Source organism: Paenibacillus kobensis NBRC 15729, assembly GCF_004000825.1.
GTDB classification, from domain to species: Bacteria; Bacillota; Bacilli; order Paenibacillales; family Paenibacillaceae; genus Paenibacillus_T; species Paenibacillus_T kobensis.
On record NZ_BILZ01000025.1, the window covers coordinates 25,182 to 45,647 of the forward strand.

19 protein-coding genes and 1 riboswitch are annotated in these 20,466 nt (G+C 52.2%); of the genes, 6 read left to right on the forward strand and 13 right to left on the reverse strand.

The annotated features are described in order from the left end of the window. Window positions 1–75: 75 nt before the first annotated feature. The 3 genes from PKO01S_RS15445 to uraD all read right to left on the reverse strand — a co-directional run bounded on the left by PKO01S_RS15445 (window position 76) and on the right by uraD (window position 2,539). Window positions 76–450, reverse strand: coding sequence for a hypothetical protein (locus tag PKO01S_RS15445; RefSeq protein WP_246070589.1), 375 nt, complete (start codon window positions 448–450; stop codon window positions 76–78). 118 nt (window positions 451–568) lie between these two features. After that, the gene (locus PKO01S_RS15450) at window positions 569–1,981 is read right to left on the reverse strand and encodes a methyl-accepting chemotaxis protein (protein WP_127532341.1); all 1,413 of its coding nucleotides are present in this window, start codon (window positions 1,979–1,981) and stop codon (window positions 569–571) included. A gap of 57 nt (window positions 1,982–2,038) precedes the next feature. Further along, window positions 2,039–2,539, reverse strand: a complete 501-nt coding sequence (gene uraD / locus PKO01S_RS15455; RefSeq protein WP_127532342.1) for a 2-oxo-4-hydroxy-4-carboxy-5-ureidoimidazoline decarboxylase — start codon at window positions 2,537–2,539, stop codon at window positions 2,039–2,041. A 303-nt stretch (window positions 2,540–2,842) separates the two neighbouring features. Here uraD and PKO01S_RS15460 point away from each other — a divergent pair, with 303 nt between their 5' ends. Then, a complete protein-coding gene (locus PKO01S_RS15460; protein WP_127532343.1) occupies window positions 2,843–3,283 on the forward strand; it encodes an Lrp/AsnC family transcriptional regulator in 441 nt (146 codons plus the stop codon). A 113-nt stretch (window positions 3,284–3,396) separates the two neighbouring features. Here PKO01S_RS15460 and PKO01S_RS15465 read toward each other — a convergent pair whose 3' ends face one another. The 3 genes from PKO01S_RS15465 to ytxC form a co-directional block, all read right to left on the reverse strand. Continuing rightward, entirely contained in the window at window positions 3,397–3,951 is a 555-nt protein-coding gene (locus PKO01S_RS15465) for a 3D domain-containing protein (RefSeq protein WP_127532344.1), read from the reverse strand. 157 nt (window positions 3,952–4,108) lie between these two features. Beyond that, complete coding sequence (thrS, locus tag PKO01S_RS15470; protein WP_127532345.1) at window positions 4,109–6,046, reverse strand: threonine--tRNA ligase; 1,938 nt, start codon at window positions 6,044–6,046, stop codon at window positions 4,109–4,111. A gap of 491 nt (window positions 6,047–6,537) precedes the next feature. Next, entirely contained in the window at window positions 6,538–7,452 is a 915-nt protein-coding gene (gene ytxC, locus PKO01S_RS15475; RefSeq protein WP_127532346.1) for a putative sporulation protein YtxC, read from the reverse strand. A gap of 155 nt (window positions 7,453–7,607) precedes the next feature. On the opposite strand from ytxC, the gene PKO01S_RS15480 reads away from it, so the two are divergent. Continuing rightward, window positions 7,608–8,714, forward strand: a complete 1,107-nt coding sequence (locus PKO01S_RS15480) for a GGDEF domain-containing protein (protein WP_164779626.1) — start codon at window positions 7,608–7,610, stop codon at window positions 8,712–8,714. Window positions 8,715–8,849: 135 nt separating this feature from the next. On the opposite strand, the gene PKO01S_RS15485 is transcribed toward PKO01S_RS15480, so the two are convergent. From PKO01S_RS15485 to metA, 6 genes are all read right to left on the reverse strand, one after another. Continuing rightward, window positions 8,850–9,185 (reverse strand): VOC family protein, encoded by a 336-nt coding sequence (locus tag PKO01S_RS15485; RefSeq protein ID WP_307719833.1) that lies wholly within the window; start codon window positions 9,183–9,185, stop codon window positions 8,850–8,852. Between the two features lie 3 nt (window positions 9,186–9,188). Then, entirely contained in the window at window positions 9,189–9,545 is a 357-nt protein-coding gene (locus PKO01S_RS15490) for a hypothetical protein (protein ID WP_127532348.1), read from the reverse strand. A gap of 220 nt (window positions 9,546–9,765) precedes the next feature. Then, window positions 9,766–10,902 carry a cyclic dehypoxanthinyl futalosine synthase gene (mqnC, locus tag PKO01S_RS15495; RefSeq protein WP_127532349.1) on the reverse strand — a complete coding sequence of 379 codons (1,137 nt, stop codon included), beginning with the start codon at window positions 10,900–10,902 and terminating at the stop codon, window positions 9,766–9,768. Window positions 10,903–11,074: 172 nt separating this feature from the next. Further along, entirely contained in the window at window positions 11,075–12,265 is a 1,191-nt protein-coding gene (locus PKO01S_RS15500) for a MalY/PatB family protein (RefSeq protein ID WP_127532350.1), read from the reverse strand. 4 nt (window positions 12,266–12,269) lie between these two features. Further along, window positions 12,270–13,430: a PLP-dependent transferase gene (locus PKO01S_RS15505; protein WP_127532351.1), complete on the reverse strand. Its 1,161-nt coding sequence runs from the start codon at window positions 13,428–13,430 to the stop codon at window positions 12,270–12,272. 44 nt (window positions 13,431–13,474) lie between these two features. Beyond that, the gene (gene metA / locus PKO01S_RS15510) at window positions 13,475–14,392 is read right to left on the reverse strand and encodes a homoserine O-acetyltransferase MetA (RefSeq protein ID WP_127532352.1); all 918 of its coding nucleotides are present in this window, start codon (window positions 14,390–14,392) and stop codon (window positions 13,475–13,477) included. 136 nt (window positions 14,393–14,528) lie between these two features. After that, a riboswitch (SAM riboswitch) is annotated at window positions 14,529–14,642 on the reverse strand. 557 nt (window positions 14,643–15,199) lie between these two features. On the opposite strand from metA, the gene corA reads away from it, so the two are divergent. Continuing rightward, window positions 15,200–16,135, forward strand: coding sequence for a magnesium/cobalt transporter CorA (corA, locus tag PKO01S_RS15515; RefSeq protein ID WP_127532353.1), 936 nt, complete (start codon window positions 15,200–15,202; stop codon window positions 16,133–16,135). 67 nt (window positions 16,136–16,202) lie between these two features. Here the strand turns inward: corA and PKO01S_RS15520 are convergent, their stop codons facing one another. Beyond that, window positions 16,203–17,483 (reverse strand): MFS transporter, encoded by a 1,281-nt coding sequence (locus PKO01S_RS15520; RefSeq protein ID WP_127532354.1) that lies wholly within the window; start codon window positions 17,481–17,483, stop codon window positions 16,203–16,205. 182 nt (window positions 17,484–17,665) lie between these two features. On the opposite strand from PKO01S_RS15520, the gene PKO01S_RS15525 reads away from it, so the two are divergent. The 3 genes from PKO01S_RS15525 (at window position 17,666) to PKO01S_RS15535 (ending at window position 20,459) form a co-directional block, all read left to right on the forward strand. Beyond that, complete coding sequence (locus PKO01S_RS15525) at window positions 17,666–18,568, forward strand: LysR family transcriptional regulator (RefSeq protein WP_127532355.1); 903 nt, start codon at window positions 17,666–17,668, stop codon at window positions 18,566–18,568. A gap of 33 nt (window positions 18,569–18,601) precedes the next feature. After that, a complete protein-coding gene (locus PKO01S_RS15530; protein WP_127532356.1) occupies window positions 18,602–19,411 on the forward strand; it encodes a histidinol-phosphatase in 810 nt (269 codons plus the stop codon). Window positions 19,412–19,583: 172 nt separating this feature from the next. Beyond that, a complete protein-coding gene (locus PKO01S_RS15535) occupies window positions 19,584–20,459 on the forward strand; it encodes a DMT family transporter (RefSeq protein WP_127532357.1) in 876 nt (291 codons plus the stop codon). Window positions 20,460–20,466 lie beyond the last annotated feature (7 nt).

Below are 20,466 nucleotides of genomic sequence, written 5' to 3' on the forward strand. Positions count from 1 at the left end.
AGCGCATACGCTCTGCAGATCCGTTTATACGTTTATACCAGTCTATTATAAAGTACTATGAACAGGGTTGCTCAGCTAAACAAAAGAAACAAGCTCCGTCAGTTTATCAGAAGAAGACGTCTTGCTGTCGCGCAATTGGCGGGCACGCTCAATCTCTTGTCTCAGCATGCGTGCACGCTCCATCGGCTGCTTCACATAATGAATATATTCGACAGCAACATGATGAGCTGGCTTACGGCCGGACAGCATCTTGCGGATGACGGACATCGATTGATAGGCGCGCTCTTCCATCAGCCTGCGTTTCTCATATCGGTCGACCATTTGTTCGATCTCAGCAATCTCCGCTTCCTTACGGGCGATGAAGGCGTCCAAGAACGGTAAGACATCCGCAGGCTTGCGAGGCAACGCCCACTCGTGCGCCGCACTATTCATCTCGATCGGATCAGTCACGTCAAATCACCTAACTTTTTCATGTAATATAACATTACATTTAATCAATAAACTCATTTTAACCGAACGATTACAATTTGAGAACCCCTTTTTTGCAGTTCTCTCGTAACTTTTTATGTCATGAATCAGTCGATACTAAACGAATATCCGCCCCGAGCACACCGATCGGCTGACCCCCGGCTCCAAGGACCGGAACCGCGATCGTAATACAAGGACGCTTCGTAATAGCCGAGACGTATACTTCCGACTTGAACGGCTTGCCCTCCATTGCGCGTTTCCACCAATCGCGTCCTTTCGCGTTCAACAATCCGGCTTCCGGCATGGAGAATACGAATGTTCCATCATCGCGGTTCGACCAAATCGCTTCGATGCCTTCCTTCGCGCTAAACATGCGCGTCAGCTTGCGTTCATGCTCGGTCTCACCCATTGAGCGAAGCTCCTCATGAGCCGCCTGCTCTTGCAGCCATGCCAGCAACCCTTCCACATCAGCATCAGCCGTCCTTGCTTCGCTGCGGTGTCCGATCTGTTCCAGCGTCTCGGCAAGCTCGCCCGACGTCCTGCTCAAATTGCGGCTAATCTTACCCAGCTTCGCAATCTGATCCCGCTGCCGTTGCGAAACGGCAACGTTCTCGTCCACGCTAATCATCGTCTCGTTGACCGAATCGACTACTTCCTTCAGCATTTGCGACAGTTCGCCCATGTGGCCCGCCTGAACCGTATTCGCCTGATCGGTCTGACCGACTAGCCGGTCCACTTCGGATATCCGCTCTACAATTTCGTCCATCCGCGCTTTGCTGCGCCGCATCTCGGCTACGCCGCTAATGACCGCCCGGCGCTCATTCTCGACCGACATCACGACCTTCTGAATGCCGTTCTCAATCTGATCCACAATGCCAGAAGAACGGCGAACCGCCTCGTGGCTTTGCTCCGCCAGCTTGCGGATTTCTTGCGCAACGACCGAGAAGCCCCGGCCGAACTCACCGGCGTGCGCCGCCTCTATCGATGCGTTCAAAGCAAGCAGCGACGTCTGGGTTACGATCTCTTGTATGAACGAGTTAATCTCGTAAATACTCGACATTTGTTCAATCAACGACTTGAACTGCGTTTCCATCGACTGATTGTGACTGCTCAAATCATTCATCACTTTATCCGTCGTGTCGAGCGAGAGACACACGTCCATCACGACCGACTTCGTATCCTTGCTCTCGCCGCTCAGCCTAGTAGAAGCAGTGCTGATCTCTTCAGCTGAAGCTGCAACTTGCTGCAGAACCGAGAATGCCTCATCGATTCGTTCGACTGCTAACCGGCTTCGGCCTAGCATCTGATCTTCCTGCTTCGTTACATGATCCGCCACTTCCGTCAACCGGCTGATCGACTGATTCACCTCATCGACGGCCGCATTCAACCGATTCGAAATCACTTCAGACTCGTTGAACAACCTGCCGAGCAACTGCTTCTCCGACGATACAGACTGCTCAGCATGCTGTTTCATTTCATCCCGCTTCCATAGCCTAAACAAATTTCCCGCCATCTGAACCGCTCCCGCTCCCATGATGAACAATCCGGTTATTGCCCTTGCCCTTGCCCCTTAATGCCCCACTCTCTCCAACAATCTGAACTTCGTTATTCGGCCGATTTCCGAGAGCGCCGCCTGCAGTTCCTCATCACGCCCATTCTCCGAACGGCGCTGCATCGCTTCGGTAATCTCCGCCTTGTTCTTTCCTTTCACCGCCATAATGAATGGAAATCCGAACCGGTCCGTATATTGCTTGTTAAGCTCGGACAGCTGTATATATTCATCTTCCGACAAGCTGTCCAGCCCCGCTCCACGCTGCTCGGATACCGACGCATCCGTCATCGCGAGCCGAGTGCCCAGATCGGGATGGCTGCGCAGCAGCGACACCTTCTCCTCCTCGTTCAAGTTGCGAATGACGTCAACAAGCTCGTCATGCAATTGATCTCCGTCACGGTATGGCAGCTTGGCATAAACGCGTTCCATAACCCAAGGGGAGTGCTCCACAACCCAACCGACTGCCTCCATAAATGAATGCCGGTCCATCAGATTCAGCTGCTCAATCGTAAATTTCATCGTGAGTCTCCATTTCGAATGTCAATTATTATTACAATTTTATGCAACCGTTATCTAGATAAGGAGATAATTCAATTACACATGTAAACTTATCTGCCGATTGAAAACACGCTTACATTTGTTGTTTTCCGACAGGAATTTCATGTGAAAAACATGTATAACCCTATATATACCGCAATTCTTGCTGAAATAAAAGAGAATTTTTCCCCATACCGAAAATGCATATTCAAGAAAGATCTATTTCCAAACCATCGTTTTTATGTTATGTTTTATTACATAAGGAAAGAGAGAGGTGGACTGCTTATGGTACTTCCGCACTTGGACGATATCGATCAACGGATCGTCGAATTGCTGCTGAATAACGGGCGGCTGCCCTATGCAAAGATAGGCGAGTCGCTTAACCTGTCCAGAGTCGCGATCCAGAAACGGGTGGAATCACTTGTCGAGGACGGGATCATCGAGCATTTTACGATACGTGTCAATGTTGCGAAGATGGGCAAGTCGATATCGGCTTCCTTCGAAGTCGTCGTCGAACCGCGATTCGTCGAGCAGGTCGGCCATCAGCTTGCGGAAGAGCCAGGCGTCATCAGCGTCTATCAAATGACCGGTCCGAGCACATTGCATATGCATGCCCAATTGAAAGACGAGGACGAACTCGAAAAATTTCTCTATGACAAAATATATACGCTGCAAGGCGTCATCAGTGTCGATACCCGGCTCGTAATCAAAAGCTTCAAGCCCTAATAACGGACTTCGAACGCAAACCGTAAACCGAATGATTGAGCGCCATAGAAAAGCCCCTGTTCCGCAAGCCGGCACAGGGGCTTCGTTCGTATGATTGGCGGCAGCTCAGCCGTTTAAGATTCAAGATAAGTTTGCGGAATCGAACGATTGACCGCAAGCGCTTCGTCTACGGAGTTAAGCCAAGCTTGTGTCAGCTTGCCGTTCCCTTTCTTAAGCACACGCACCTGAACCGTTCGTTTGCCCCACTGCTCATACACCTGCTTAATCGTATCGAAATATAGATCGATTCGTTTTCCCTTGATGGCAGAGCCTGTGTCGGCTACCACTCCGTAACCGTAGTTCGGAATATAAAGCAGTGTCCCGATTGGAAACACCTTCGGATCGGCGGCGATTGTTGAGATTTTGCCCCGCCGAACTTTTACACCGGAGTACGTAATGCCGTACTGCGGATGACCCGGACGCTTGCCGGTCGATTCGACGCCCGCCGTATAGCCGGTCGCCACGACCTCAATCGTCGTGTAGCCGCTGCCTTCTTTCTTACCGGCCGCGACTGCCGCTGCAGCCTTCGCACTGTCCCTCCCTTCAATACCGATTCCGCTTAATAATACGGTCAACCCAACACTGGCAAGGATAGCGCGGCGCTGCAGCCGTGCGAAGCTTGATAACATTCGTTACCTCCTCCTTACTACGAGGTTACCCCGACATCAGGCGTATTATGCAAAATAAAAAAGCCGGCTCGACTATCCGTTGAAAGCCAACGGAACAGTGAACCGGCTTCATTATTTTAAGCGCATTGCTTGCTATCATCTATCGTCTTACACGTTATTAAACCGTCTTAGCCGCGATTTCTCCAGCCAACGCCGCAATCAGCTCTTCAACCGACTTCGCGCCGATATCGCCTTCGCCGCGCTTACGCACCGATACCGTGCCGGCTTGCGCCTCGTTATCGCCTACGATGAGCATGTACGGCATTTTCTCCAGCTGCGCTTCACGGATCTTGTAGCCGAGCTTCTCGTTGCGGAGATCGGATTCAGCACGGATACCAGCTGCCAACAGCTTCTCTTCAACTTCGCGGGCATAACCGTCATATGCGGACGATACCGGAATGATGCGGGCATGCGTCGGCGACAGCCAGAGCGGCAGTGCGCCAGCGAAGTTCTCGATCAGGTAGGCCGTCATACGCTCCATCGTACTGATGATGCCGCGGTGAATAACGACTGGACGATGCTTCTTGCCGTCGTCGCCCGTATATTCAAGTTCGAACCGCTCAGGAAGCAGGAAGTCGAGCTGCGCCGTCGAGAGCGTTTCTTCTTTGCCGAGCGCCGTCTTGATCTGAACGTCCAGCTTCGGACCGTAGAACGCCGCTTCGCCTTCCGCCTCGAAGAACGGCAGTTCAAGCTCCTCAACAACCTCACGCAGCATACGCTGCGACATTTCCCACATATTGTCGTCCGGGAAGTACTTCTCCGTATCCTTAGGATCGCGGTACGACAGACGGAACCGGTATTCCTTAATGCCGAAGTCGGCATAGACTTGACGAATCAGGTTGATAACGCGTGCGAACTCTTCCTTGATCTGATCCGGACGGCAGAAGATATGAGCGTCGTTCAGCGTCATCGCGCGAACGCGGTGCAGGCCCGTCAGTGCGCCGGACATTTCGTAACGGTGCATCGTGCCAAGCTCCGCTACGCGGATCGGCAGATCGCGGTAGCTGCGCATGTCGCTTTTGTACACCATCATATGGTGAGGGCAGTTCATCGGACGAAGAACGAGTTCCTCGTTATCGAGCGCCATCAGCGGGAACATATCTTCCGAATAGTGTTCCCAGTGACCGGAAATTTTGTACAGTTCCACGTTCGCCAATACAGGCGTATAAACGTGAGAGTAGCCCAGACGCTCCTCGAGATCGACGATATAACGCTCCATCGTACGGCGAACGCGTGCGCCGTTCGGCAGCCAGAGCGGCAAGCCTTGGCCTACTTCACGGGAGAACGTAAACATTTTGAGTTCTTTGCCAAGCTTGCGGTGGTCACGCTTCTTCGCTTCCTCAAGGAAGTGGAGATGCTCGTCCAGCTGCGCTTGTTTCGGGAACGCCGTGCCATAGATGCGCTGCAGCATTTTATTCTTGGAATCGCCGCGCCAGTAAGCGCCTGCGATGCTAAGCAGCTTAAACGCTTTAATACGGCCCGTTGATGGAAGGTGAGGACCGCGGCACAGGTCGAAAAATTCGCCTTGATCATAAATCGTCAGTTGAACATCTTCCGGCAGGTCGCGAATAAGTTCCAGCTTCAGTGGGTCCCCTAGCTCGGTGAACGTCTTGATCGCCTCATCGCGGCTTACAACGCGGCGGCGGATCGGGAGATCCTCCTTCACGATCTTCGCCATTTCTTTCTCGATCTTCACCAGATCTTCCGGCGTGAGCGATTGCTCCAGATCGATGTCGTAGTAGAAGCCGTCTTCGATAACCGGACCGATGCCAAGCTTAACTGCCGCATTGCCGTACAAACGCTTGATCGCCTGCGCCATCAAGTGAGCCGTACTGTGACGGTATACTTCCAGGCCGTCAGCAGAGTCCAGCGTTACGATTTCTACTTTCGCATCGGATTCCAATGCCGTATAGATGTCGACGACTTTACCGTCGATTTTGCCTGCGATTGCATTCTTCTGCAGCCCTTTGCTGATAGAGCCCGCAACGTCGTCAATCGTTGCTCCTGCTTCGTATTCCCGGACAGCGCCGTCCGGCAGCGTTACTTTAATCGCCATTGTATATTCTCCTTTGGGTCCGTGCCAGCAAGCAGTTGCGGCGGCTGGCACTGTATGAATTAAGCATATTTACGGGCTTCGTACCTTCCGTGCTGCTCTTGAGCTTGTGCACGAGAACAACAAAAAAAGCACGCATCCCGCAAAGGGACGAGTGCTTTATGCTCGTGGTTCCACCCTCATTCGAACGCTTACGGCCTTCTTACAATCCATTAGATGGATACGGCACGCGCGAACCTCATGAAATCCGGTAACGGGGATGATCCGTTACGGCTTACTGCCGGACGTCCAGGCAAATTGCCATTCGTTCGGGTTCAACCGCAAAGCTAGGAAGGGGTATATTCACCGCCGCATCGGAAGAAGCTTGCAGCCTAGGCTTCTCTCTCTGGTCCGTGCTGTTACCGGCGAATCGTTATCTTCGTCAACGCTGTTCATACATGTTCAACAGTTGTATGTTTTATTATACATTCGGCGCACGTTGACGGTCAATACCGTTAAATTCGGTTCTCGAACGACGAGTGGCAAGAGCTGCATCCGACACACACCGATACACGAAGTCCGAATATCGACTCGATCGTTCGGATAATTTGCAGTTCGGGCTGTCTCGTATGGATAACAATTTGCTTTGGCGATATGGTAACCAGCGTGCTGATGACCATGTCCTCCACGTTCATTTCATACTCGACCATTTCGGCAACGATACGGTCGACCGGCTTATGTTCCAGCGGCTGCAGGCGCTCGTCGCATACAGCGAACTCATGACCGGATTTGTGAAGCAGATGGACAAGCGGAAGCTTCGGCTCCTGCAGATCGACAAAATACCTGAGCAGCGAAATAAACTCTTGGTATTGTTTGTCCATGACAAACTCATCGATCGCATACTCCGCCGCATCGCGCAGCTCGTTCCAATACGACTGCAACCGGAAGGTGACGAAACCGGTCAAATGGATTTGCGTATTGTCCTGCAAGTAAGCTTCCAGCTCGTCCGCTACCTTCTGTTTTCTTCTCCTGCGGTCGGCTTCGCTGAAAGCGTCTCTCTCCGGCGGATCGGCCTCCACGGAACCGAGCATCTCCGAGCAGAACCGGACAATCGTATCCACTTCATCCTGGCGCTCTATCCGATACTGCTTGCGAATGATCGAAGACAGCAGCGGCTGCTCCAGCTCAGCAATGATAAACTCTGCCAGCGCGTTCGCCGTTGATTTGTACAAGGGAGGGCCGTGCTGCGTCAGACGAAACTCCGGCATTTTGTCAATCCAACCGATGATCCGTTCCGTTCCCGAACTCCATTCAAGCCGCGGTACGGCAGGAAAGTTATGTAGCTCCGAGTATTCAAGAAGCAGCAAGTCGTGCAATTTGTGCCGCTGACTTTGTTCAGCGTCGTGTAAGGATATGGAAAAAAGCTCCATGCGCTCACCCCTTTCCTTCTTTAAAAGTATATGCTGCGAGCCCGCGTATATACGATGAACAGACTGGAGGCGCTGGAAATGGTGTTTAAACCTTGGTGGAAACGTGGTATATTGAACGGACTAGTCCTGTTGGAATCATGGTGGTGACAGCTCGAATGAATTACGAATGGTTGCAGTCGAAGCATTCCCGCTGGAATCGGCTGCTGCTTATTGGCTGCTGGGTGACGCTTGTTTTGTCGGTTGCTGTCCGATTGGCTTGGTTGCCGCAGTCCGGTTCAGATCATTGGATGCGTTATATTATTGTGCCGACGGCAGTGCAGCTCTTCATCCTTATCGCATCCGAAATCTTTCGTGTGTTTGCAGCTAAACGGATACTCGATTACGGCATTATCTTAAGCATGACTTTATTCGGAGCCGTATACGCTTACGTTAGCGAGCTCCCTTCCATTAGCCTGTTGTTGCTAATACCGATCCTCGCTTCCACATACTACTGCAGCTCCAGCAAGCTAACGTTCGCCGCCGGATTGTCGCTCGTCTCCATGGTGCTGCTGAACTGGAACTCCAATTATGACATCGGCCGCCCGGAAGCGGCTGGCATGACGGTCATCGTACTCATTTGCTCCTATCTCGCATTGCACATCACGAAGCTTGGACAGTCCGCGGTACAGAAGACTTATGAAACCGAACGGATGTACAAGGAACTGCTCGCGAAGACCGCATTGATGGAGAAGCTGGTGAAGACCGATGCGCTTACCGAACTATACAATCACATAACGTTTCATGAATATTTGGACCATCTTGTCATTCATCACGAATCAAGCGGTATGCCGCTTCATCTCGCACTGCTTGATATCGACAATTTTAAGCAAATCAACGATTTGTACGGTCATCGCGCCGGTGATGCCATCTTACGCCGGGTTTCCGAGCTTATTCGAAACGAAGTGCGCGGCGAAGACATCGCTGCAAGATACGGCGGCGAGGAATTTGCCATTCTTCTGTCCGATACGCCGCTGGAGCAGACGTACGAGATGATGGAGCGCATTCGTGTCAAAGTAGCTTCCGAAACTTACGAGCTGCTTGACGGCAAGAAAGTGACGCTGAGTATTGGCATCGCCCGTTACCATGCGTGGGAAGGCAAAGAATCCTTCTTCACCCGGAGTGACGCAGCGCTCTACATGGCAAAAAACTCTGGCAAAAACCGGATCGTATGCGCAGACGACGGCAGCGAAGGCTATCCGCGGTCGAGGACGACCAGCGCTTGACGGCCGGCAGGCTTTCTGCAGATAACAGTAAAAAGGAGCTGTTCCCTATCGGAACGGCTCCTTTTTTCACCTGTTACTTTCGTAACTCCAAGCTTCTTCCGTGGTTCTTCTCCCACTCTTCCCACGATACAACACCTAATTGCGGCTGCGGTTATGAACGTTCAGGCCTCTTTCTTTGAGCCAGGGGACGATGCATTTCATGTTCTCAATCGTCGTATCAAAAGCATAATGCTGGCGAAAAACTCGGGAAGGCTCTTTCTCCCACAGTCCCAACATCGCTTTCCCGCGTTCTCCTAGCCAATAGAATCGACACCGCCTTGAATCTTCGTATGCCAACGTAAGCCCCAAAGTACGCTCATAGAACTCGGCGGATCTCTCTAATTGAGATACGTTAATATGCGTTTCGAATAGACCTCTGATCATAGCGCTCACCTCGGTATAGCTTTCATATATCGGCGCACCATCATCCATGCCTTATTTCGCTACCCGTCCATTGCCCGCGACAGGTTCATAAATCGATTTCAGAAATGACGCTACGATGCAGAGTAAGGATACCAAGTACAGATTCCACACCGTCGGGATGCTCGCCAGACCCAAATATAGGCTATAAGGCAGCAACCAAATAATAGCGGCCAACAATAATCCTCTATGCTTTATCAAGCATGCGCCTGCTGCAAGCACAGACGGAACAATCAGCATAACGATAACAATCGTGATCGAGCTTGCCGATAATTTCACATGTGAATACGGATTGAAGCAAACCAATACAACCGAGAGCGTAATCAAGAGCGCCGCACCAAATATACCTATCCATTGGGAAGTTGTTCTCACACTTTCCGCCCCCTTAAACCATGTTCATACTAATCGAAGTGAATCCCGGCATCTCCTTACATTCCAGAAGATACCACAAGTCCCATTATAGCCCGTTTCACTTGCAAAGGATATACCCAGAATCGATATAATCAACTGATAATTCCACCTCGTCTGCATCGGCCTCTGCCTATTTCCCGCACAAAAAAGACCATCCTCTTCATCGAGGATGGCCGATCGATTAGTTCTGCATAATAAAATCTTTGCCTGCAACTTCGTTCTCTTCATACACTTTCATGATCTCGTACTTCGTGTTGCGCTGAGCCGGGATCTTGCCAGCTTCGCGAATGAGGCGCAGCGTCAGGTCGATATTGACCTTGTGCGTCGTGCCCGCTGCGGAGACGACATTCTCCTCCATCATCGTGCTGCCGAAGTCGTTGCATCCGTACTGAAGCGACAGCTTGCCGTATTCCGGTCCCATCGTGACCCAAGACGATTGCAAATTGTCGATGTTATCGAGGAAAATGCGGCTGACCGCCACCATCTTCAAATATTCTTCCGGTTTGGATTTCTCGACACGCATGTTCGTGTTGTCCGGCTGCAGCGGCCACGAGATGAACGCGAGGAATCCTTTAGAATCGTAGTTGTTCGCAAGACACTCGTCCTGAGCATCGCGGACGCGGAGCAGATGAAGCGCGCGCTCCTCCATCGTCTCGCCGAAGCCATACACCATCGTCGCCGTCGTGTTCATGCCGTGCTTATGAGCTGATTTCATGACGTCCATCCAGTCCGTCCACGAGCCCTTCAGCTTGCTCACCTTGCGGCGCGTGCGGTCGTCAAGAATTTCGGCGCCGCCGCCCGGAAGCGAATCTAGACCCGCTTCGTGAATTTGGCGAACGACCTCGTCGAGCGACAAGCCTTCCGACACTTCTTTCATTTTCATAATCTCAGCCGGCGAGAATGAGTGCATCGTGATGCTCGGGAACCTTCTCTTAATCTCGGCAAGCAGGTTCGTATAATAGGAGAACGGTAGATCCGGGTTCGTTCCGCCCTGCATAAGAATTTCGGTACCGCCAACGTCGACGGTCTCTTGAATCTTCTGGAAAATCGTCTCGTCCGGAAGCACATAACCTTCCTTCGAGCCTGGCGCGCGATAGAATGCGCAGAACCGGCAATAAACGTCGCAAATATTCGTATAGTTGACATTCCGTCCGACGACGAACGTCGTAATCGGCTCGGGATGTTTGCGGAGCATAATCTGGTTGGCCACCTGTCCCATCTTCTCGATCTGATCCGATTCAAGAAGCACAACGCATTCCTCCAGGCTGATCCGCTCGCCGCGAAGCGCCTTATCCAATACGGAATCTACCGTAAGCATATATGAGTCCCTCCTCTAGGTATGGCGGAAGAGTGGTGAATCGTTTCACGTTCCGCCGTATTGGCCGTTCCGGTCAATGAATGCAATCATCTTATCCTAACACAAAAAGACCGCGTCAGTCACTCGACAGAAATGTGACTGACGCGGCAAAACGAACCAATGCGGCCTTATTCTACACGACTGCCGCTTGTACGGCTTCCGCGAAACGGTCCAGCGCCTGCACCAAGATCGAGCGCGGGCATGCAAGGTTAACACGCAAGTAGCCTGCTCCCTGCTTGCCGAAGACAGAGCCCTCGCTGAATGCGACGCCAGCTTGCTCGAACATTAGCTTCTTGAGAACAGCAGGATTGTCCGAGATCTCGCGGCAGTCGAGCCATACCATGTACGTGCCTTCCGGCTTCATTGCCGTAATCTGCGGCATCCGGGTACGGACGAACTCCAGCAAGTAATCGCGGTTGCCTTGCAAATAGTCGATTAGCTGCTCCAGCCACTCGTCGCCGTACGTATAGGCGCTCTCGACAGCCGTCAGGCCGAAGAAGCTTTCCATATGGATCGACAGCGTCTTGAGCAAATAATTGTATTTACGGCGAATTTCATCGTTCGGAATGATAACCGTCGCCGCTTGCAAACCAGCTAAGTTGAACGTCTTGCTCGTCGCAATACATGTAATCGACTGCTGCTCGAACGCTTCGGAGATCGAACCGAACGCCGTATGCTTATGCTCGCGATATACAAGATCGTGATGAATTTCGTCTGCCACGATAAGAATGTTATGCTTCACGCAGATGTCGCCGATCCGCTGCAGTTCTTCGCGCGTCCAGACGCGGCCGCCCGGATTGTGCGGCGAGCAGAGCAGAAGCAGCTTCGCACCGTCTGCCGCTTGACGCTCCAGCAGATCGAAGTCGATCGTATAACGGCCGTCTTCCAGGACGAGCGCATTGTCGACGACGACACGGCCGTTCATTTTGATCACGTCATAGAACGGATAGTAGACCGGTGATTGCAGAATGACGCTGTCTCCCGGGTTCGTGAATGCTTGTACAATGATGCTAAGTGCCGGTACAACGCCTGGACTCGACGTAATCCATTCATGCTTGATCTGCCAATTATGGCGGCGCTTCAGCCAGCCTTCAACTGCTTTATGATAGCCTTCTGTACGGATCGTGTAGCCGTAGATGCCTTCGTTCGCACGCGCTTTAATCGCTTCGACGACTTCACGCGGCGGCTCGAAATCCATATCTGCTACCCACAGCGGCAGCAGATCAGCCCTTCCGAACAGCTTCTCCGATTGATCCCACTTATAGGATGCCGTACCGAACCGGTCAATAATCTTATCGAAATCGTATTTCACTTGGCCGCTCATCCGATTACGCCTCCTCGATCTCGCGTTTCGCCGCCGCGAGTGCTTGATCCAGGTCCGCAATCAAATCGTCGACATGCTCGATGCCGACCGAGAAACGCAGCAGCTTATCGTCCACGCCGACCTTCTGGCGAATCTCGAGCGGAATGTCTGCGTGCGTCTGTACAGCCGGATACGTCATCAGCGACTCGACGCCGCCGAGACTTTCAGCGAACGCGATCAGCTTAATATGACGAAGAATCGGCTCTATGTAGCGTGCATCCTTCACTTTGAACGAGAAAATACCCGTATTGCCGGACGATTGGCGGCTCTGCACTTCATAACCTGGATGCGAAGGCAGCGCCGGATAGAACACTTCCTCAATCGACTCATGCTCGAGCAAATATTCCGCGATGCGTGTCGCATTGTATTGATGGCGCTCCATCCGCAGCGCGAGCGTCTTCATGCCGCGCATCAGCAGCCAGGAATCTTGCGCTCCAAGCACTGCGCCGATCGAGTTGTGCAGGAATCCGATTTGCTCCGACAACTCCTTGCCCTTCGACACGATCAAGCCGGCAAGCACGTCGTTATGGCCCCCGAGATATTTGGTCGCACTATGCACAACGATATCGGCGCCCAGCTCGATTGGACGCTGGAAGAACGGTGTCAGCAGCGTATTGTCGACGATCGTCAGCAAGCCTTTGGACTTCGCCCACGCGCTTACGCGTTCGATGTCCGTAATCATCATGAGCGGGTTGGTCGGCGTCTCGATCAGAATCGCTTTCGTATTCGGCGTACACAGCTCACTCATCGCATCGATGTCGTTCGTATCCACGTACGAAGCCGTCACGCCGAACCGGGTCATAATTTTCTCAAGCAGACGGTACGTGCCGCCGTACAGGTCGAGCGAGACGATCAGATGGTCGCCCTGGCTGAACAGCGAGAGTACGACATGCAGCGCAGCCATACCGGAGCTGCATGCGAAACCAGCATCGCCGGACTCCAACTGTGCAGCCGCATCTTCCAGGACGGAACGCGTCGGGTTCTTCGTCCGCGTATAGTCGAAGCCCGTGCTCTCGCCAAGCTTCGGATGGCGGAACGCCGTTGCATTATAGACAGGGAAGCTGACTGCACCGGTCTTCGGTTCTTGAATGGATCCAATCTGGGCTAGACGACTTTCGATTTTCATGAACGAATTCTCCTTATCGAATAACGAATTATTGTAAGCGGCAATTAAATATAAGCACCCATGTCGTAAGGCGTCTCCTGATACACATAATAGTTCAGCCAGTTCGAGAACAGCAGGTTCGCATGCGCACGCCAGGACGATCTCGGCTGCTTCGACGGGTCATCGTTCGGGAAGTAGTTGACCGGCACCGCGATGTCGAGTCCTTTGGATACGTCACGGTCATATTCCCACTTCAGTGTCAGCGGGTCGTATTCGGAATGACCGGAGACGAAAATTTGCTTGCGGTCCTTGCTCGCAACAATGTAGATGCCGGACTCCTCCGACTCCGACAAAATTTCGAGCTCCTCGACCTTCTCGATGTCTTCCCGGCGCACTTCCGTATGCCGCGATTGCGGCACGAAGAACCATTCGTCGAAGCCGCGCAGCAGGGGCACGTTCTGCTTCTCAGTTGTATGCGGAAATACACCGAATATTTTGTTGTCCGTATCATGCTTCGGCACCCCATAGTGGTGGTACAAGCCCGCCTGCGAAGCCCAACAAATATGAAGCGTCGATGTGACGCGGCGCTTCGACCATTCCATAATGCGTTGAAGCTCTTCCCAATAGTTGACATCTTCGAACGGCATATGTTCAACCGGCGCACCGGTAATAATCAATCCGTCATACCATTGGTCCTGAATTTCGTCGAATGTCTTATAGAACATCTCGAGATGTTCCGCGGACGTATTCTTGGACACATGCGTAGCTGGATGCAGCAGCACCACTTCGATCTGCAGCGGCGTGTTGCCAATCAGTCTTAGCAACTGCGTCTCCGTCGTTTCTTTGGTCGGCATCAGGTTCAGAATCGCGATCCGAAGCGGACGGATATCTTGATGGTAGGCCGTGCTTTCATCCATAACGAAAATGTTCTCGCCCGCCAAAATTTCTCTTGCCGGTAAATTATCCGGTACTTTGATCGGCATAATCGATCACTCCTTCTGTCTTGCTTACATTCTTATTCCGTCTTCTCCGTTGACCGACAGTTGGCGTATAGCGGTTATTATACGACAAAAGACCCGCTCGCCAAATGAGAGGGGTCTTATGATATCCATAATGACTCTCTCATCTCTCAGACCCGAATGCTCCCATTCGAATCCGCAAGAATTAGCACCGTGCTTTACGCCGGTTGCCGGGCTTCATCGGGCTAGTCCCTCCGCCTGCTCTTGATAAGAAAGATCCATATTCAGTTGTAACTTGATTAAAAATTGATTCTGATCGTACAAATACGATTCAGTAATATGTCTATACTATAGAGTATTCCTCCATGAGCGTCAAGCTGGATTTCACCTATAATACAAGCCCTCAGCGGATCGTGCGAGCCGCTTGAACGGGATGCACGCAAGCCGCATATAATGCGTATTACCGTTGTTAGCAGCAGTGCTGCAAGCGGAGCTTGCACACCTGCGTAAATTTTCTTGTACGGTATACAATGCAGGAGTATACTAGACAAGAATTATGCAGTCTTTACATGAATTCTGCATTCATTTAACAAGGGGGGAAACAGCATGGAAGGCGATGGGTCTAGTCCACAGACGTATGACTTGCACATTAGCGATCCGACGGTCGAACAGCTCCATATTTCTGCCTGCCATGCAGCGCGCCTTACATTCTGCCGGTAACATCCGGTACTATGTCATGCCCGCTAACGTTTCTTGGCAAGGCGGCAATGCGGTCCTCCGTTCGTCATGACCGTCCGGTATCGGATGATAGGACGAAAGGAGTGAGCGGCAATGAAAATCCGCCGCGTCAACAACGGCATTTTTACCCCGATTGAAGATATTAATGAAGCGCTTGCCGCACCGGCAACCGGCTTCTATTGGATCGACGCTGATCTGGAGGATCTAGCCCAGCTGCAACCGTTGTTCGGCTTGCATGATCTGGCCGTTGAGGACTGCCTCAGCGAAGAAGAGCAGCGGCCGAAGATCGAAATTCACGACGGCCATTATTTTATCGTTATTAACAGCATTCGATTCGATGACGAAGAGATCTTCATGCGCGCGTTGAACATTTTTCTCGGACGCCATTTCATTATAACGGTCACGAAGCAGAAGATTAACGAACTCCGCCTGTTGAAGCCGATTCTGTGGGAGGAAGAAGTTAATTCGCCCGACCGCTTCCTGTACCATCTCGTCGACCTCGTCGTCGACAATTATTTCTTCGTCGGCGACCGGATCGAAGTACGGATCGACAACCTCGAGGAAGACATTTTGATGCATACGAAGAAAGCGCATCTGAACGAAATTATCGGTCTCCGAAGCGAAATCTTATGGCTGAAGAAAGTGCTCGGTCCGCAGCGCGAGGTCATCGCGACGCTGAACAAGAAAGACTTGAAGCTGATCGACGATCAGCTCCAGAAGTATTTCAGCGATATCTACGAGAACGCCGTGAAGATTTCCGAGACATTCGATACGTACCGCGATCTGATGAGCAACTTGCGAGAAGCCTACCAGTCCAGCTTGTCTAACCGGGCGAACGAAATCATGCGCGTCTTTACCGCATTGACGACGATCTTCATGCCCTTGACGTTTATTACCGGCGTATATGGGATGAATTTCGATTTTATACCGGGCTTGCATATCCACAACGGATCGTACATTCTGCTCGGCTTCATGATGCTGCTTGGCCTCGGGATGTTCTACTTGTTCCGCAAGAAAGATTGGCTGTGAGCGAAGTACGACATAAGTAAAGGCGGAGAGTATCCGGCATATTGCCGGGCTCTCCGCCTTTATTTGGTTAAGCTGCATTCTCTTCGGCAAGCGCTTCGCGTTTGCCCTTGTCAATGTTAACGTACCGAAGCAGCACGATTCCGATGACGAAGAAGGCGATCAGCGACAAAATGCCGATTCGGCTCGAGTCTGTATTGCCGGCTACGACCGCGAACACGAACGGCCCGACAACGGACGAAAATTTGCTCGATATAGTCAGGAAGCCGAAGAACTCGGCCGACCGGACCGGCGGCACCAGATCGGCATAAAGCGACCGGGCGAGCGCCTGGCTGCCTCCTTGCACGAGTCCGACCATCGTCGCGAGAATATAAAAGTGCAGCGCATTTTCCATAAAAAAACCGAGCGTCACAATGACGATGTAGAGCATAAGCGAGAGGTAAAGCCCTTTCTTCGCGCCAAGCTTGCGGGCAAACCGGCCGAACAGCAGCGAGCTCGGGAATCCGACGAACTGCGTAATGAGCAGCGCCGTAATAAGAGCATTCATCTCGATGCCGATGCTGCTGCCGTAAACAGTCGCCATCACGATAACGGTATTGATGCCATCATTGAAGAACCAGTATGAGACCATATATTTCAGCAATTCGGGATACTGCCGGATGGATCGGAACGTCTTGCCTAACCGCTCGAATGCGGTCGATACCGCCTGCTTCACCGTCGAGGCAGCCGCTTCCCGCCTGCTCTCCTTCACATGACGGACGATCGGGATAGCGAACAGAATCCACCACAGGCCGACCGTCAGGAAGACGATTCGCGTCGCGCTCTCGCTGCTGGATAATCCGAGCCATTCCCACTTCTGTATCATCACAACGTTAATGGCAAGCAATACACCGCCGCCAAGATACCCCCATGCATAGCCTTTCGAACTGACTTGATCCCGCTGGTCCGCAGGCGAGACATCGATAAGCAGCGCGTCATAGAACGTATTGCCCGCCGCGAAACCAATCATCCCGATAATGATGAGCACGGAAGCAAGAAGCCAGTCTCCTTCGCCGACAAGTACGCAGAGCAGACTCGCGATTGAGCCGAGAATGGCGAAAAAGCTTAAAAACTTTATTTTCGAACCGGTATGATCGGCAATGGCTCCGAGCACCGGCGACAGAACGGCGACGATAAGCGCCGCGATGCTCTGGGTGTTCGCCCAATATACGGTTGGCAGATTGCCCCCGAGCCCTTTGCCTGCCACTTTCTCATAGTACACCGGCATCACTGCAGCAATCATCGTCGTGACGAAAGCCGAGTTCGCCCAATCATACATGAGCCACCCTCGAATTGCCTTGTTGTTGTTCAAGACAGCCCGACCCCCTCGTTATTAGCATCCAAGATGCTTGCCGGACAACATTTCGACATTTACCAGCGGACTCCTTCTAAATCTTATGTAAAGATTGTTTACATTTTGCCACGGCGGTTTATTTCATTTATAATAAAAATAACAAGTGATAAATAACTCTTATCGAGACAAGGAGACTGTTCATGAACATCAATCAACTTGAAACGCTCCTTACGATATCGAGAACGATGAGTTTCCGCAAAGCGGGCGAAATGCTGAATTTGACGCAGCCGGCCGTATCCGCGCAAATCAAAAGTCTCGAGGACGAATTCAAAACGGTATTGATCGACCGCAACCAGCCGGTAACGTTAACGGACCGCGGTCAAGTGTTTCTCGAGCATGCGGAGCGCATACTAACCATTGTTGAGGAATTAAAGCAGAAGCTGTCCGATCTGAACCAGGTGCCTCAAGGCCATATTATTATCGGCACGACCAGCACGATCGCGATTCAAATTTTGCCTCGCGTCCTCACCTATATACAGAACCAGTTCCCGATGATCAAAACGACGATTCACTCCATGCCCTCCACGCAAATTATGCCGGCCGTCGAACAAGGAATGCTGGATATCGGCATTACCTATCTCAATGATCGCAATCCGCACATGGAAGCGTCCACCTTGTACTACGATACGTATGAGCTTGTCGTAGCGCCCGCTCATCCAATGAGCAACCTTAAGCATACGACCGTCGAAGCGTTGAAAGACATTCCGATGATTATGTTGTCGCCCGATACTTTCGGCAGAAGGTTCGTTGACCAGATTTTTCAGAAATACAGTATTCAGCCGAACATCGTCATGGAACTGTCAAGCAGCGAGGAAGTGAAGCGGATGGTCGAGCTGAATCTCGGAGCGGCCGTCGTATCGAAGCTGTCGATCACGAACGAGCTGAAGCAAGGCACACTTCGGATGATTAAGGTCAATGAACTGGAGCTGACGCATCCGGTTGGCGTCGTCTACCGGAGCGGTCGTTATTTAAATTCCGCGATTACGCAGTTTCTAAGCGACCTGAAGGGCATGCCGGAAACGCAGTTCATTAGCACCGAGTAACTCGAGCAACGGAACGGAACAGGAGGTCCCAGGATGAAATTCGATTTGCATACCCACCACTTCCGCTGCGGCCATGCGGACGGAACGATCGAGGATTATATTAAAGCCGGCATCGAAGCAGGCTTGAAGGCGATCGGGATCTCCGATCATTCGCCTTATTTCGGCCATGAGGACGAGCAGCCGTTCCCGAAGATCGCGATGGCGCGCAGTGAGCTTAAAGCTTACGTCGATGAGGTGCTGCGCCTGAAAGCCAAGTACGAAGGGCGCATCGATGTTCTTCTCGGCATGGAATCAGACTACTTCCCAAACCATATCGAGACGTACCGGAAGGCGTTCGAGCCTTATCCGTTCGACTATCTGATCGGTTCGGTCCATCAGACTCGCGGCGTCAGCATTTTTAACCGTAACCGTTGGAAAGGGCTGAACGATCAGCGGCGGATCGAAGAGAAGGCGCATTATTACGAATTGATCGCCGAATCCGCTCGGACCGGCTTGTTCCACATCCTCGGCCATATCGATGCGATGAAAGGCTATCACCCCTCTTTCTCCGATATCCCTGCCATGGATGCCGTCGACAATACGCTGCGCATTATCGGTGAATGCGGCGTCGCGATCGAAATCAATACGTCGGGCAAAACAAAAGAAGTCGGCGGCTGGTATCCGTCCGATGAAATTTTGGAGAGGGCGCTGCATTGGGGCGTTCAAGTGACGTTCGGCTCGGATGCGCATACCCCTTCCCGCGTAGGCGACGAGTGGGAACTTGTCCGCAAGCGGCTGAAGGAAATCGGCTTTACGCAGTGGGTTTATTTCAAAGAGAAGCAGCGGGTCGACGTTGCTCTCTAAGCGATAGCGGACAAAAAAAGGAGCCTTCCCGAGGGAAGGCTCTAAAAGTTATATTAAAAAGGGGGTCTTGCTTATTATAATAGCCCACCTATGTAATGAGACGATAACAGGAACATTACAAGTGTGTTACAGATGCACAATTGTATTGGATTAAGAAAGGCTTGATTACGCGATGTGGCTGTTGACTGCAATCGGAAGCGCCGTCTTGTTCGGGCTTGCCGGTTGGTGGATGAAAGTAAGTCAAATGAAAGGCGGCTCCTCGAACGGGCTATTGTTCGGCTTGTACGTATCCGGCACGCTCGGCTTCGGCGTACACAGCGCCGTGGAGGGAACGCTCTCCGGCATCGCCGACTGGCGGCTGCTGGCAGCCGGTCTTGTCATCGGCGCAGGCTCCGCCTGGGGAAATGCCTTATTCATGAAATCGCTGGAATACGGTCCGGCAAGTCTCACCTCTCCGCTGACGAATATGAATATTGCACTCGTCGTCGGTATGGGCATCGTCGTCTACGACGAACCGGTATCTGCGGCAGAATGGACCGGCATCGCTCTCCTGCTGCTGTCGGTCGTCTTCGTCTCAATACGCGGCAAAGAACCGCTGACGGTGACGCAGCGGCGATGGTTCGTTCTTGTTATAGCCGCTATCTTCCTGTTCGCATTCCGCAACGGCGGCCTCAAAGTAACCGAGCAGTTGGAGCTTGCTAGCGCCCCTGTCCTTCTGGTCGGCTATGCGCTGTCGCTGCTCTGGTTCCGCCAGCTCGACGCCGCTGACCGCAACCGCATCGTCCCGGCCTCATCACCTGACCCAGCCGTCGCTAGCCGGCGCGGCTTCCGCTGGGGATTGCTTGCCGGGCTGTTCTCGTACGCCGGCTTGCAGCTGTATGCCGTCGCGCTCGAGACCGGCAAGGCAAGCATTGCGGCGCCGGTCTTCGCGACGAACAGTCTCGTCGTCGCGCTCGGCTCGATCGTTCTGTACCGGGAGCGGCTGACGAAGCTGCAGTGGACGGCTTTTGCGCTGACACTGGCCGGCCTTATCGTAATTAGAATGTAAAGCTTGC